This window comes from Mesorhizobium sp. P2_D6 (assembly GCF_056404315.1).
The window spans coordinates 221950-236624 of sequence record NZ_JBFUEG010000002.1 but is presented as its reverse complement, the minus strand read 5'-3'; the positions used below and the strand labels follow the sequence as shown (position 1 = coordinate 236624).

The following is a 14675-nucleotide window of genomic DNA, read 5'->3' as shown; positions in this document are numbered from 1 at the left end:
GCAACTAGAAGAAAATGCCCTTCATGCGAATGACCACCGGCAGCATGATTACCATCATCACCACCGGAAAGATGCAGAGTCCCAGTGGGATCATCATTTTGACAGGCAAGGCATTGGCGCGCTCTTCCGCCTGCAGAACCCTCTGGCTGCGCATCTCCGCGCTGTAGACACGCAGGGCATCCGTCAGGCTGGTGCCCAGTTCTTCCGACTGCCGGAACAGCACGGCCAGCGCCCGCGCCTCGTCAAGGCCAATGCGGTCAGACAGTTCGCGAAGCCCTTCCCGAAGTGGCTTGCCGGCGCGCAGTTGCAGATTCATGATCGTGAGCTGAATTCCCAGCCATTTGTGCGTGGCCGCAAGTTCCTGGCTTACCCGTTCGACCGCGGCTTCGAGGCTCATACCGGCGTCGGCGCAAGTGATCATCATATCCATGAAATCGGGGAAGGCGCGACGATAGATCTGTTTCTGTGAATTCTCGAATCGGTCGAGCATGATGCTGGGAATGACGATGCAGGCTAACCCAAACAAGGCCGCGCCACCGAAAGTCATGAATCCCGGCAGCCGTGGCGGCAGCACCCACGACAGCAGGGCATACATGGCCAGAAACCCTATACAAACGGCGCCGAGGCGACAAACCGTGTACACGAGAGGCGCGCCCGCTCGATAGAATCCAGCGCGAAAGAGTTTCGCCTCCAGAGCATTGGGCTCGGTGCGTTCTTTCTCGATCGACCTGAAGTAAGCGTCAACAGGCTTCTGCGCCGCGATCTTGGCGAGGCGGTCCCGTCCCAGGATCGATCGCGGATCGACAGCGCCTTCGCCCAAAAGGCTGTCCGCGACCAGTTTCCGCGTTTGCAGTGCCGGCAGGAAAACCAGCGCCGCAAACAGGAACAGCGCCACCGCCGACGCGAAGACTGCGATGGATACAAAAAAGGTCAGGTCGTCGGTGTTCGAAAGCAGGTTTATGATTCGCTCCTGTCAGAAATCGAAATTAACCATTCGGTACATGATGTAGTCTCCCAACAGGGCCCAGCTTCCAAAGATGACGAATGCGGGCGTAATGAGAGGATTGCTCCAGACTTTGCCGTAGTAGCTTGGCGCGATGAGCCAGAGTATCCCAAACATGACGAGCGGAAACAAGGAAATGATCCAGGCCGAGGCCCGGCCTTCGGCCGACAACGCCCTGATCTTCAACCGCAGTTTCTGGCGTTCCCGCAACACGGTTGAGAGATTCGCGAGGATTTCGGTAAGATTGCCGCCGGTCCTCGCCTGAATAGAAAGGGACACCGATAGCAAATTGAGTCCCTCGAAGCCGACCCGTTCCGTTAATTTCCGCACGGCCTGCTCCATGCTGAGACCGAAAGTAATCTCGTCAGAGACGATGCCGAATTCGGTGCCAAGCGGATCGGGTATCTCGCGGGCGACGAGACCTATCGCAACTGAGGCGGGATGGCCTGCGCGCAATGAACGAACGATCATGTCCAGTGCATCGGGCAATTGCCTGGCGAATTTCTGAATCCGCCTGTTACGTGCCCGGCGCAAAACAAGGACAGGCAAGGCAAAGCCCACCATGAGAAAGATGATGAAGGCTACCGGCGCCGCAACGTGCAGGAAAAGCCAGAACAGTAAAGCCGACGCCAGGCCGGCCAGAAAAAACGACGCTGCGAAGGTCATCGGGTTTCCGGTGATGCCGGACTGGGTATAAAGCCTGTTCAGCGAGACAAAGCCGAAGATAAAATCTCCTGAATCGGTCAGGCCGCGTTCTCGCAGCAAACCTTGCAAGGTTTTCTCCGCGGGCGCTTCATCAGCGAGACGGCGGAGCCGGTGGTTCACCGCCACGATTCGGGAGCGGCGACCGGCCAGAGAAAGGTAAAGGGCTTCGCCGGCAAGGATCACCGAAGCTGCCGCAAGCATGTAGATGAAATAAAGCAGCGCCTGTCCGGTAAGCATCAGAGGGGGACCTGCGGGTTGAAGGCATCCTTGGCGAAATGGAGCCCCAGCGTTGCGGCCTCTGGCGCGAAGCGTGGACGGATACCGGTGGCGCGAAAATCCCCGACAATCGTTCCATCCGCGGCTACATCGCGCCTCACGAAATTATAGATCTCCTGCAGTTGGACGACGTTGCCTTCCATGCCGGTAATCTCGGAAATCGACGTTACGCGCCTGCCGCCATCGGCGAGCCGCTGCGTCTGCACGATGATGTCGATGGCTGAAGCAATCTGCGCCCGGATGGATTCGTGCGTCATTGGCATGCCGGCCATGCCGACCATCTGCTCCAGACGAGAAATAGCATCGCGAGGCGTGTTGGCATGGATAGTGGTCATCGACCCTTCATGGCCGGTGTTCATGGCCTGCAGCATATCAAAGGCCTCCTCGCCGCGAACCTCACCGACGATGATGCGGTCCGGCCGCATGCGTAGCGCGTTCTTCAGCAGTTCGCGTTGACGAATCTCGCCTCTGCCCTCGACATTCGGTGGCCGGGTCTCCAGCCGGCCGACATGCGGTTGCTGCAATTGCAGTTCGGCCGCGTCTTCGATGGTGATCAGGCGCTCCCTGGCCGGGATGTAGCTCGACAGCGCGTTGAGCAAGGTCGTCTTGCCGCTACCGGTTCCGCCCGAGACCAGGATCGACTTGCGCGCCTGAACGGCGATCCGCAGCAGCTCGATCATTGGCGGGCGTATCGAATTGAACGTCATCAGGCGCTCGAGCGAATAGGGATTCTTGGAGAATTTGCGAATTGACACCAGCGGACCGTCTACAGAAATCGGTCGCACCGCGATGTTGACGCGCGAGCCGTCCGCCAGGCGAGCGTCGACCATAGGCGCCGATTCATCGACGCGCCGACCGATGGCCGAGACGATCTTGTTGATGACCCGCAACAGATGCGCCTCGTCGCGGAAACGGATTGCCGTCTCCTCGATCACGCCGCGCCGCTCGATGAACACGCGTTCATGCGTATTGATAAGGATATCGGTGATGGAATCGTCCTTGAGCAGCGGTTCGATCGGCCCGAGGCCTAGCATCTCGTCAGCGGTGTCACTGGTCAACTGGTCGAGCTCGCGGGCGTTTAACGGCACGGCACGAATGCGAACGAACTCGCGCACGATCGGGCGGATCTCGTTAAGGATCTGGTCCTTGGAGGCTGTTTCAAGAGCGGACAGATTGAACCTGTCAATCAGGTGCCGGTGCAGCTCGACCTTGAGCGTCAGAAAATCGTTGCTGTGCGGTTCGACTTCGGGCGGCGGGGCTGGCGCCGAAACGCTTACAGGCACCGGCGCTTGCTGCTGCAGCGCCTGCGGCTCACTCGGTCCCTTGATGAAGCGGCCCAACATCTCGCCCAAGTCCTCTGAAATCCCCAGGCTGAAACTAAGCGTTAACCACGAGGGGCACAAGCGCCGAACAAGGCCAAGGCGACCGATACTTACAACATAGTTAAGAATGGCTTCCAGAAAAAGGCGCTTTATCTTTCCTGAAAGCGTCCTTCCGCCGACCTCACGGAACCTTTCGGCTCGCAACAAGCCGTGCACCCTCCGGACGCCCTCTCTAACCCATTAGATATAAACGAATATGCAGAACGACTAATTCAATCGCGCCGCCACCGCACCGTGGCGGAATTGTGAATGAATGGTTAAGGCGACTTGAAAAATTAAACGAATCAAGCTCTTGTCGAAATTTAAGTCGCTTCTGATCAGGTATTCGAAGGTTAAGGAACTGTTAATCCGTTTGACTCTGCTTTTTGGTGCGACCTAGGATTGAGGTGACGGGGGATGCTTGGGTATGGGGTTCATCCTTGGCTCTGTCTCGTCGGGTTTAAACCTCCAGAGGGAGAAATTGACATGAAAAAGCTCATGACGATGACCCGGCAGTTCCGCGACGATGAAAACGGCGCTGCTATGGTCGAGTATTCTATCCTGATCGGCATCATCGCGGTGGCCTCTATCGGCTTCATCATCGGTATTGGTCTCTGGGTCGCGGGCCGTTTCAGCGGCCTTTGCACTGCGCTCGACAGCACGATTGGCTCTTGCTCCAGCGGTGCCGGTTCTTGATCGTTTGATCGACATCAGGCCCGGGTTGTCCAACCCGGGCCTGAACTCAGTCGTGGCGGGCGAATTCCCGCTCTATTGACTTGGGGCTTGGGGTTATGCGCGCCAACACGCTTATTATGATAGTCCTCGCCGGCGTCTTCGGAGTACTGGCGGTCGTGCTGATCAATATCTGGCTCGCTGGCCAGCGTAGTGCCTTGGCTCAATCAAACGGCAAAGGCGTTACGATCGTTGTTGCGGCAATGCCGTTGAAGTTCGGCGATACATTGAGCGCCGACAAATTGCATGAGATAGCTTGGCCCGCGGGAGCAGTCCCTGCTGGAGCGTTCAAGACCACCAAGGAAGCCTTGGCCGGCAGTGGCGCAAGGCAGGCGCTGCAGGCGATCAGCACCAATGAGCCGATCCTCGCCAGCAAGATCACCGGTCCAGGCCAGCGCGCCACGCTTTCGGCGGTACTCGGCGAGGGCATGAAGGCCGTATCCATCCGCGTCAACGACGTGCTGGGAGTAGCCGGCTTCGTCTTCCCAGGCGACCGGGTTGATGTGCTGTTGACGCGCTCCGCGCGCGGTGATGACGGTTCGGACAAGAGTTTTGTCGACGTTCTACTGCAGAGCATGAAAGTGCTCGCCGTCGACCAGGTTGCTGACGTGAGCAAGGACAACCCGACGGTGGTTAAGTCGGTGACGCTCGAAGCCAGCACAAAGGACGCCCAGAAACTGACGCTGGCCGCCGGCGCCGGGCAGTTGTCTCTTGCACTGCGCCAGGCCGCCGCCAACAAGGGCGAGACGACCGAACGCGTCACACTTTCGGACCTGAACGGCGAGACGCCGGCTGATGTCGCGAAGAGGCAGGCCGAACTGGACAAAAAGGCCGCGGCCGACGCCGCAGCCGCAGCCGAACGTCAGCGCGCGGATGACAAGATCGCCGGCTTGGAAAAAGCCGTCGACCAGTTGAGCAAGGTCAAGCCGGTTCCGGCCGTGGTGACGGCACCCGCATCGAAGGAAGTCGTCAAGGAAGTTATCAAGTATTTGGAGCCGGCACCGCCAAAGAATGTTACAGTGGGCGTGTTTCGCGGCGTGAAGCTCGAATCCTATGACGTGCCGCGACAACCATAAAGGGGCGCGGCGAAGCGGGGGCTGCCGGCGGCAGCAGTTTGGGAGATGGGGATGCAGGGTTTTTGGATGAGGGTAGCGGCGGCCGCGCTGTCGTGTTTGGCTGCGCTGCTGACGTCGAGCCTTGGGGCTGAAGCGGCCGACCGCTTCATCGACGTATCGAACCCGAGCGTCCATCGCGTCTTCCTGCCCATGTCGCAGTCGGTGACCCTCCAGGTGAGCGCCAATCTCGGCGATATCGTCGTTGGCGACGAGAAGATCGCCGATGCCCAGCCGATGACCGACCGGACGCTTTACGTCATCGGCAAGAGCGCCGGCACCACAACGGTCAATCTCTTCTCCCCGGAAAAGCGCTCACTGGGCGTGATCCAGATCGAGGTCGGTGTCGACGTCAGCGACATGGCGCAGGCGATCCGCCAGGTGGCGCCCAGGGCGCGCATCGAGATCGGTTCGATCAACGGCAAGGTCAGGCTTGGCGGTCACGTCAAGGACGGCGCCACGCTGGCGTCGATCCTTGAGGTGGTCCAGCAGTATGGCCCCGACGCCATCATAAATTCCGTCATTGTCGATGACAGCCAGCAGGTCAATCTTGAGGTCCGCGTGCTTGAGGCCAAGCGCAATGTTGGGCGCGATCTCGGTGTCTCAATAAGAAGCACGAATGGCAGCGGCACAACCCGTACGGGGACAGGCGACGCGGCCGTCGACAAAGATGGCATAGTGCTTGGCCCGGGCGAACTGCTCAGCGGCCTCTTGTCGGGCAGCAATCCATTTGCGGCTTTGATCACCCGGGTTATCGACAGCAACATCAAGGTCGACCTGATTATCGAAGCACTCGAGGCCAAGGGTGTGGTGCGCACGCTGGCTGAGCCCAACCTGACGACGCTTTCGGGCGAGCCGGCCAGCTTCAACGCCGGCGGCGAAGTGCCCATCCGTGTCATCGGCACCGATGGCCAGGTAACCATCACGTACAAGCAATTCGGCGTCAATCTGCTGTTCACGCCGGTCGTACTCGACGACGGCAAGATCCATATGAAGCTGGCGCCCGAAGTGAGTGACCTCACCGGCTTCACCACCGCCGGCGACCCGATCTTCACCAACCGCAAGCTTGATACCGTCGTCGAACTGCGCGACGGCCAGAGCTTCGCGGTCGGCGGGCTGCTGTCCAGCAAGACCACCAAGCTGCAGAACCAGGTGCCATGGCTCGGCCAGGTGCCGGTCATAGGCACGCTGTTTCGCAATTCGAGCAACCAGAAGGAAGAGACCGAACTGGTCGTCATCGTCACGCCGCACGTCGTGCGGCCGGTGAAGCCCGGCGAACAACTGGCGACGCCGTTCGACAAGACACGGCCGGCCAACGATCCGGAATTCTTCGTGCTGGGTCAGCTTGAGGTGAACAAGGACATGATCCGAAAATATGAAACGGGCGACGGTGTGACTGGCCCCTATGGCCACATGCTGGACTTCAAATCGAAGGACAAGATGCTCTATGTCAAGAAATAGCGCCTTGATCCTCATTCTGTGCGCCGGTGCACTATCGGGCTGCGCCGCCGACTATCTGAACCACTACGATTCGGTGACCCTGGCCGCCGGCGACACGCAGAAATACAATTCGCTGGCGCAGACGGTCGATCCGTTCAATCCGAACGCGAAGAACACACATATCGAAGGCGACGGCACGCGGGCTGCACTTGTTGCCCGCAACTACAAATTTCCACCACCACCACCGCCACCGCCCGCGATGACGGTGAATGTCGGTGGCTCGGGTGTGACCAACGGAGCGAATTGAACAGAAGGATGCGGTCGCAATGCGCCGGGCGGGACGAGGGGCCAGGTGCAGGGAAGCAGAGAGTAAGGTCATGTTGGGGACCATTAGGGCGTTCTGGAACGATCAACGCGGCATAGCGATGATCCTTGTCGCGATCATGCTGCCTGTGCTGATTGGCTTCGCATTGTTGGCCATCGATATGAGTCGGGCCTACGGACTGCACAATGATCTTCAGAAAGGTGTCGATGCTCTTGCGCTTGCCGCCGCAGCCGAATTGGATGGCCGAGCGGATTCGACTGCACGGGCAACCCACGCGGCGACGACGCTTCTGACCACCAACACGACCCTGTTTTCGACTTCGGGCGGCCACACGCTCGCACCAGCGGACGTGACGATCACCTATCTGTCCGGTATCCCCGCCAGTGACAATACCAGGTTGGGCGCCAACGGTGTTGACGCCGATGGTGTCAACTGGGTGGCGTCTGACTCCAAGTCCGCGACATTCGCCGAAGTCACGGTGAATGCGTCAGGCTTGGCAGATGGCGCCGGTGCCTTCGCAACGATCTTTCCTGCAAGCTTTATCGGCAGCAACGACACTATGGACATGCGGCCACAGGCCGTGGCCGGGTTCGTTCAGTCGATCTGCGAAACCGTACCGATTTTCATGTGCAACCCGTTCGAGACGACCGACACGTCGACCAGCAAGACAATCCAGCAGGCGTTCGCATCGGGCGATACCTACAGTCGGGAATTCCGCATCCTCAAGGTAGATTCCAACCCCGGACCAGGCAACTTCGGGCTGATCGACAACAACCTGACCTCGCTGCGCGATGCCATAGCGATGGGAACGGCAGGCACTTGCTACAACCGCGAGGCGCTCACCACGAAAACCGGCGTCACCTTGGGGCAGGTCAACACGGGGCTGAACACCCGGTTCGATCTGTATAGCGGCTCGCTGAACAAGAACAACAAGGACTGGAACTACCGGCCAGCCAGCAATGTCCGCAAGGGCCAGAAGACCGGTTGCAGCAAATATGACCCCGTTACCGATGGAACGGCGCTGCCGCTTCCGCCCGGAACGAACTATGACGACACGAAGGGAATGTCCGACAAGATCGCCAATGCAACCTTCTGGACCACATACTGGACCGTCAATCACGGCGTGGCATACCCCAATGTCCCAAGCGCCACCAACCCGACCGGTACCAAAACTGCGCCGGCCTCCCGATACGACGTCTACAAATACGAGATTGCGAACGGGCTCGTCGGGGACAAATCCAAGGCGCCGACAAAGGAGACTGGAACGCCGTCTTGCTACAAGGGCGACAACCCGACACCGGACCCCGACCGGCGGCTGCTCAATATGGCGATCGTCGACTGCCTCGCCAACAAGGCCAAGATAAATGGCCACATCTCGCTCAAGCCGGACGGCTATGCCAGCGTATTCGTCAACGCGCCGGTACAAAAGCAGGACAACACCAAGGATCCCGAGGATACCACGGCCGGTGAGAAACCCATCAGCCTGGAGATCGTCGACGTCGATGGCGGGTTTGCGAACAACACCCTTGTCGACAAAGCATTCCGCAACGAAGCCCAGCTGTACCGGTAGAGCCGACATGACCAAGCTTGGCCAAATCATCCGGCGGTTCCAGGGCGACGAAAGGGGCGCCGCCTTGGTGGAAGTCGCGATCACCGTACCACTCGTCTTGCTGTTGTCGGCCGGTGTGTTTGAGTTCTCCAACATTCTGAACACGCGCCTGCTCCTTGCAGCAGGCGTCGAGGATGCAGCTCGCTATATGGCGCGATGCAGTAGCGACTGGGACACTTGCGTGGCGCGCGCGCAAAACCTTGCTGCCAATGGGGCGGTCTCTAGCGGCAGTGCCAGAGTGGATGGATGGCTTCCAGAAACAGTTGACATTGACAAAACATCCTTTGATGCGACCGATGTATCCACGGGCACCCAGATTTATCTTAGCAACAAGAGCACGGTCGATGTCGTAGACGTCAGTACATCCTATTCTTACCCGGACGTCGGCTTCTTGTCGTATCTTGGCTTTGGTACTCTTACCCTCAGTGTCTCCCATCAAGAACGAGTCATCGGATGGTGATGGGAAACCAAAGGTTTTGCGCCGAGCAGTCGGGCACCGCTATGGTCGAAATGGCCATCGCTCTGCCATTGCTATTGACGCTTCTCCTCGGCTTCGTCGATTTCGGCTATGCCTTTTACCAATGGAACTCTGGAAACAAAGCTGTGCAAGCCGGCGCAAGACTGGCGCAAATTTCTGGCCCTGTAGCACTCGGCCTCCCATCTGAGACGATAACGCAGGCCGATGTGACCAAAGTCGGAACCGCGGTGCCGGCCGGCACGTATGACTATGTCTGCACTGCAAGCACAGCAGGCGTCGCTTGCTGCAGTATCGGAGGAGGCTTGTGCAAGCCCGAGAACGCGAGCCAGGACTCGTTCGACGCGATCTATGACGGCACCACCAACCGTGCCGGAATGCATGACTTCCTGCCGATGCTGGAAAAGTCAGAAGTGCGGATCGAATACACCGCCTCCGGCCTCGGCTATTGGACGCGCCCCAGTGGCCCGGTGCCGACCATCACGGTCAGCATCACCGATCATCCCTTTCAGTTTTTCTTCCTGGCCGGACTGCTCGGATTCGGAAACATCACCATGCCCTCCATGCTGAGCACGGTTACGGGCGAAGACATGAAGAGCACGTGGACACCATGAACGCCATCAACACCAAGGTTACACCGACCAAGCGAAAGCAGGTGGCGCTGTTCTCGTCGGATGCGAATTTCAAGCGCGAAGTGACGACGCGGCTCGATGCGCTGGCGATCTACGACGTCAGGGTTTCCGAGACCGGCGACTTCCTTAGGGGTCCGCCCGCGGATACGCGCCCTGGCATCGTCATCCTCGACCTCGGCAATGGCGAGCTGCTCGGCAGGCCCGACATCGTCGAAGCGCGCGCCCTTTGGGCGGCCGTGCCGCTGATCGCGGTCTCCGACGAACTGTCGTCGGAGCAGACGCGCGTGCTGGTGCGCATGAACGCTTCGGACTGGCTGCACAAGCCGCTCGATGGCAAGGAACTGCTGAACGCAGTGACCTTCCACGACACCGGCAACCAGGGAACCAAAAGCCGCATCATCACCTTCATCGGCGCCAGCGGCGGCGCCGGCGCGACGACGCTGGCTCTGTCCGCGGCGGAACACCTGGCGTCGAAATCGACAGAGCGGGCGACGTCCACCTGTCTGGTCGACCTCGATTTCCAGAGCGCCAATTGCGGCGCCTATCTCAACCAGTTCAACCAGTTCGACCTTAGTGGCATCATCGGCCAGCCGGAGAGGCTCGACGTTGAGCTGATGGATGTCATCAAGCTCTCGCGTCCGTCCGGGCTGACGCTCTATTCCTTCGAGAGGCCGCAATTGCCTTTCGAGCCGCAGGGCGCCGATTTCGTGTTTCGTCTGCTGGACCTCGTCGCCTACCGGTTCGACGACATCGTCATCGACCTGCCGAACATCGAGACGCGCTGGCACAATTCCGTGCTGTCGACGAGCGATGAGATCTTCATCGTCTTCGAACTCAACGTCGCCTCGCTGCGGCAAGGCAAGCGGCTCTACAAGAAGATCCGCGAGTTGCGTGGCAATGCGGTAAGCATCACGCTGGTCGCCAACAAGCACAAGCGCAAATGGTTCGGGAACCACTTTTCGCGCAGCGAACTCGAAAAGATTTTCAAGGCGCCGCACATCAAATCGGTCGCGCTGGACAATGCGCTTCTGGCCGATGCGTTGAACCGTGCTATCCTGCCTGCCGAGGTGGATGGGCGTGCGCGCTTCAACAAAGACTTGAAGCGGATGTTCAAAGAGCGGCTTGATGACGCTGCCAAATAGGTATCGGCCAGGTAGGAATCGGGTTGGCCCGGGATTGGCCTGCGTCATGGCCATGGCGCTGGCAATGTCGGTTCAGGACTTCGCCAGCGCGCGATCGGCACTTGCGGATCGGCCGCCGCTGCCGGCAATGGGCCCCAGCCTGCGCAAGACTGTCGCCTTCGAGACCACGGAACAACCCGGAACGATCGTTATCCGCAAGGGCGAGAAAGCGCTTTATCTGGTGACCCGACAAGGCCAGGCGCTTCGCTATCAGATCAGCGTCGGTCGCGACGGATTTGGCTGGACCGGGGTCGTCAAGGTGGGGGCGAAGACCGAATGGCCGGAATGGCGCCCACCCCGGGAAATGCGCGCCCGCCAGCCGGAGCTGCCGCAAATGGTACCTGCCGGTCCCTACAATCCACTCGGCGCCCGGGCGCTCTACCTGCTTCGGGACGGGCGTGACACGCTCTATCGGATACACGGAACCAACGATCCGTCAGGGGTTGGCTTCGACGGAACATCGGGGTGTTTTCGCCTTACCAACACCGATGTGATCGATCTCTTCAAACGCGTCGCGATCGGCGCAAAGGTGGTGGTTCAATGACGATGATCAGCGAACCGGACATGCCGGCAATCGAGATTGGGACAGCAACCCGCGTTGAAGAGCAGGCTGTCGCTGGGAAACCGAGCGACAAAAGCATTATCGGCGCAGTCATTATCGGCACGTCCCTGATCACCCTGGTGAACATAATAGCCGCCGTTTATCTCTACCGCGGCATCAGCGATATGCGCTTTCTGGAAGGGCGCCTGGAACAACTCGGAACCTTCGAACAACGAATCGGGGGCCGGCTGGACACGGTCAACAACGGTTTTCAGAGCCGATTTGAAAAACTCGACAGTCAACTGCAGAGCAGCTTCGGTGAGATCAACAGGAGCATAGCCCGGCTGGAACAGAACCAGCCCCTTGCCCGTGACGACGTCATGTCGAGCGCAGCGGAACCTTCGATGGTCGCAGCCAACGCCGTGGCGGAGGCACCCACCGTTATCGATGGTGAAGACGCGACCGACCCCAGCGTGGTCGATGCGCCGCGTGCTCCGAAAAAGAGGATCGTCGCTACGGCGCCTGCCCCAAGCCCAAACTACCAGCGCATAGAACAGGCCGACGGCAAGGTTTACTACAGAAAGATCAACTAGGCAGTTCCAGGAAAAGTGTGACGCGCTTTTCCCGGGAAAAGCGCGTAGCGCTTCCCCGAGGAACTGCATCAAAACAAAGAGATAGGCCGGTTCGCTGTTTCCGTGAAAAGGTGAAACGCGCTAGCGCAGGAAAAAATGGAGCTGCCCTAGTAATCTCGCTGCAGAGCAACAAGCCGCGCGGCCAGCGCTTCGGACCGCTTTCGGGTTTCGCTTAGGAAGGCAACGTGACAGTAGGCGCATGCTGTCAGACCCAGAAACAGCACAAGGCTGTTCTTCAAGGTGAAATCGACCATTAGTGAGAAGGGAAGGCCCCCGGGTACCGTGAACGAGGCGATCGTGCTCGCCGTTTCGGAATGGCTGGTGGCGGCGATCATCAACCCGGCAAAAAGCAGGGCGACGTGATTTGCAAGGAAGAAGAAGGCAGCCGACTTTCTTGTGCGGCACGCCGTCCAGCAAACGATCGACGCGGCTGCCAGGATGGAGGCATCAACGACCATCGACGCTCCCAGATAGAGATCGATCTGTTGCCAGAACATCGTCGACAGCGGCCTTAGTTCAAGCCAGATCCACCACATTGTGGGACTGGCCGGATAAGCCCCCAGCAAGAAGGCCGCCATGCGCTCCCCTGCCAGGATCAGCAGGATCAGAGCTGGGAAGGCAAAGAGCATTACCGACTTGCGCTTCATGTCACCCTCGACAATCTGGCATTCAAGATAGATTGCATAGATTGAGCGAGGCTTAACGGAGCGTTGGTGGTCCTGCGGCAGCGCGGCCAGTTGCGAATGGCAGCCTGCATATCAGAAAGAGCCATTCGTCATCAGTTGTTTTGGCTGAGCACGAGCGTCACCACCTTCGGCTCGACCCGTTGCAGACATCGTTCCGGAATATTGGGCCACATCGCCTTGGCGCATCCCTCTTCGCCTGGCGCCGGCGCCAGCGAGAGTTCTGAGCTCCGGGCTTCCTCAGCGGTCGATAGGAATACCTGTGTAGCCAGCGCGGCCGCCATGGATACCTGGACGAAGATAAGGGCGTAGGCAAATTGTCTGATCATCCGCTCGTAACGCTCGATCCGCGAAGTGGTTCCAACGCAACGCGCCGGTGAACCCTTGATCACGAGACTTGCGATTCCGTGCCTGCTGGTCGTCGGCCGCCATGCCACGGCTGTTCCAGAACGGCTCGGCGTGGAATAGAATGCCACCGACGGTCGCCGTTTGGCCATAGACGAGTGCCATCGACGAGCGACCAGCGGAAGGACACATGGCGACCACGCAACTGGAACGGCCGGAACAGGGCGGCTTCGGCACGCGCATATTACGCGCGCTGAAAGCCATGCCGCGCGCCTGGAACCGGTTCTGGCGCCTGGTCGCTCTCTATATGCCGAAGCGGCTCTATGCCCGCTCGCTCATCATCGTCATCGCGCCGATGATCCTTCTGCAATCGGTCGTCGCCTTTGACTTCATGGAACGACACTGGGCAACCGTGACGCAGCGCCTGTCGCAGGCCACCGTGCGCGACATCGCCGCCATCATCGACATGATCGAGACCTATCCGCACGACGGCGACTACGCCAACATCATCCGCATCGCGCAGGACCGCATGCAGCTGAAGGTCGACCTCTTGCCGCCTGACCCGCTGCCGGCGCCAGGTCCCAAGCCATTCTTCTCGATCCTGGACGACGTCCTTTCCACCGAGATCACCCGCCAGATCAACCGCCCGTTCTGGATCGACACCGTCGGCAACTCCAACATCATCGAGGTACGCATCCAGCTTGAAGGCAAGGTGCTGCGCGTCTTCGTGCGCCGCAGCCAGGCCTATGCCTCCAACACCCACATCTTCCTGATCTGGATGGTCGGCACCTCGCTGGTGCTTTTGACGATCGCCATCCCCTTCCTGCGCAACCAGATCCGGCCGATCCTGATGCTGGCCGAGGCCGCCGAAAGCTTCGGCAAGGGCCGGCCGATGCCGCGCGATTTTCGCCCCCGTGGCGCCGAGGAGGTTCGCCGCGCCGGCTTTGCCTTCATCCAGATGCGCGAGCGCATCGAACGGCAGCTGGAACAGCGCACCGCCATGCTGACCGGCGTCAGCCACGATCTCAGAACCATCCTCACTCGCTTCAAGCTGCAGCTGGCGCTTGCCGGCGGCAAGCCCGAGACCAAGGCGGCGCTCAACCAGGACATCGACGACATGCAGTCGATGCTGGAAGGTTATATCGCCTTTGCCCGCGGCGAAGCGTCGGAAGATGCCGGCCATTTCGATCTCGAGGCCTATTTCCAGAAGCTCGGCGAGGAGGCGTCGCTGCACAAGCGCAAGCTGTCGACGGTGCTCGCCGGTGACCCGGACGTGCATGTGCGCCCGCACGCTTTCGCCCGGCTGTTGTCCAATGTCGCCGGCAATGCCTTGCGCTATGCCAAGACCGTGGAGATCAGCGCCAATCACGGCCGTGGTTCGCTTGTCGTCACCATCGACGACGACGGTCCGGGCATCCCGCCCGAAAAGCGCGAGGACGTGTTCAAGCCGTTCTTGCGGCTTGATGAAGCTCGCAACCTCGACGCCAGCGGCACCGGTCTTGGCCTCTCCATCGCCCGCGACATCGCCCGCAGCCATGGCGGCGACATCACGCTGGACGACAGCCCGCTCGGCGGCCTGCGGGCGGTGATCAAGGTTCCTGCCTGACGAGGCATGATCCCGAA

At 59.8% G+C, this 14675-nt stretch carries 16 protein-coding genes; 11 read left to right on the top strand and 5 right to left on the bottom strand.

All coding sequences use genetic code 11. The features are described 5' to 3' along the window. Nucleotides 1-4 precede the first annotated feature (4 nt). The 3 genes from AC1D1L_RS04270 to AC1D1L_RS04260 are packed head-to-tail and all read right to left on the bottom strand — an operon-like array spanning nt 5 to nt 3327. Nucleotides 5-955, bottom strand: coding sequence for a type II secretion system F family protein (locus AC1D1L_RS04270; RefSeq protein WP_477339750.1), 951 nt, complete (start codon nt 953-955; stop codon nt 5-7). Nucleotides 956-973: 18 nt separating this feature from the next. Beyond that, on the bottom strand, nt 974-1945 hold the full coding sequence (locus tag AC1D1L_RS04265; protein ID WP_477339079.1) for a type II secretion system F family protein: 972 nt from the start codon (nt 1943-1945) through the stop codon (nt 974-976). Then, nucleotides 1945-3327, bottom strand: coding sequence for a CpaF family protein (locus AC1D1L_RS04260; RefSeq protein ID WP_477339748.1), 1383 nt, complete (start codon nt 3325-3327; stop codon nt 1945-1947). The genes AC1D1L_RS04265 and AC1D1L_RS04260 overlap by 1 nt, the downstream gene beginning before the upstream one ends. 504 nt (nt 3328-3831) lie before the next feature. On the opposite strand from AC1D1L_RS04260, the gene AC1D1L_RS04255 reads away from it, so the two are divergent. The 10 genes from AC1D1L_RS04255 to AC1D1L_RS04210 all read left to right on the top strand — a co-directional run bounded on the left by AC1D1L_RS04255 (nt 3832) and on the right by AC1D1L_RS04210 (nt 11985). Beyond that, complete coding sequence (locus AC1D1L_RS04255; protein ID WP_477339077.1) at nt 3832-4041, top strand: Flp family type IVb pilin; 210 nt, start codon at nt 3832-3834, stop codon at nt 4039-4041. 95 nt (nt 4042-4136) lie between these two features. Beyond that, a complete protein-coding gene (cpaB, locus tag AC1D1L_RS04250; RefSeq protein WP_477339075.1) occupies nt 4137-5153 on the top strand; it encodes a Flp pilus assembly protein CpaB in 1017 nt (338 codons plus the stop codon). Between the two features lie 51 nt (nt 5154-5204). Beyond that, complete coding sequence (locus tag AC1D1L_RS04245) at nt 5205-6650, top strand: type II and III secretion system protein family protein (RefSeq protein WP_477339073.1); 1446 nt, start codon at nt 5205-5207, stop codon at nt 6648-6650. Continuing rightward, the gene (locus AC1D1L_RS04240) at nt 6637-6936 is read left to right on the top strand and encodes a hypothetical protein (protein WP_477339071.1); all 300 of its coding nucleotides are present in this window, start codon (nt 6637-6639) and stop codon (nt 6934-6936) included. The genes AC1D1L_RS04245 and AC1D1L_RS04240 overlap by 14 nt, the downstream gene beginning before the upstream one ends. Before the next feature lie 70 nt (nt 6937-7006). Then, nucleotides 7007-8524: a TadE/TadG family type IV pilus assembly protein gene (locus tag AC1D1L_RS04235; RefSeq protein ID WP_477339069.1), complete on the top strand. Its 1518-nt coding sequence runs from the start codon at nt 7007-7009 to the stop codon at nt 8522-8524. 7 nt (nt 8525-8531) lie between these two features. After that, nucleotides 8532-9023 (top strand): TadE/TadG family type IV pilus assembly protein, encoded by a 492-nt coding sequence (locus AC1D1L_RS04230; RefSeq protein ID WP_477339067.1) that lies wholly within the window; start codon nt 8532-8534, stop codon nt 9021-9023. Then, nucleotides 9017-9652: a TadE/TadG family type IV pilus assembly protein gene (locus AC1D1L_RS04225; protein WP_477339065.1), complete on the top strand. Its 636-nt coding sequence runs from the start codon at nt 9017-9019 to the stop codon at nt 9650-9652. Before AC1D1L_RS04230 ends, AC1D1L_RS04225 begins: the two co-directional genes overlap by 7 nt. Further along, nucleotides 9649-10812 (top strand): CpaE/TadZ family protein, encoded by a 1164-nt coding sequence (locus tag AC1D1L_RS04220; RefSeq protein WP_477339746.1) that lies wholly within the window; start codon nt 9649-9651, stop codon nt 10810-10812. Before AC1D1L_RS04225 ends, AC1D1L_RS04220 begins: the two co-directional genes overlap by 4 nt. Then, nucleotides 10796-11395: a L,D-transpeptidase gene (locus AC1D1L_RS04215; protein WP_477339063.1), complete on the top strand. Its 600-nt coding sequence runs from the start codon at nt 10796-10798 to the stop codon at nt 11393-11395. The genes AC1D1L_RS04220 and AC1D1L_RS04215 overlap by 17 nt, the downstream gene beginning before the upstream one ends. Then, entirely contained in the window at nt 11392-11985 is a 594-nt protein-coding gene (locus AC1D1L_RS04210; protein WP_477339061.1) for a hypothetical protein, read from the top strand. Before AC1D1L_RS04215 ends, AC1D1L_RS04210 begins: the two co-directional genes overlap by 4 nt. Nucleotides 11986-12131: 146 nt before the next feature. Here the strand turns inward: AC1D1L_RS04210 and AC1D1L_RS04205 are convergent, their stop codons facing one another. Together AC1D1L_RS04205 and AC1D1L_RS04200 are read right to left on the bottom strand one after the other, a co-directional pair. Then, nucleotides 12132-12671 (bottom strand): hypothetical protein, encoded by a 540-nt coding sequence (locus AC1D1L_RS04205; RefSeq protein WP_477339059.1) that lies wholly within the window; start codon nt 12669-12671, stop codon nt 12132-12134. Nucleotides 12672-12802: 131 nt separating this feature from the next. Next, complete coding sequence (locus tag AC1D1L_RS04200; protein ID WP_477339057.1) at nt 12803-13099, bottom strand: hypothetical protein; 297 nt, start codon at nt 13097-13099, stop codon at nt 12803-12805. A gap of 143 nt (nt 13100-13242) precedes the next feature. Between AC1D1L_RS04200 and AC1D1L_RS04195 the strand changes: the two genes are divergently transcribed. After that, entirely contained in the window at nt 13243-14658 is a 1416-nt protein-coding gene (locus AC1D1L_RS04195) for an ATP-binding protein (RefSeq protein ID WP_477339055.1), read from the top strand. The last annotated feature ends 17 nt before the right edge of the window (nt 14659-14675 follow it).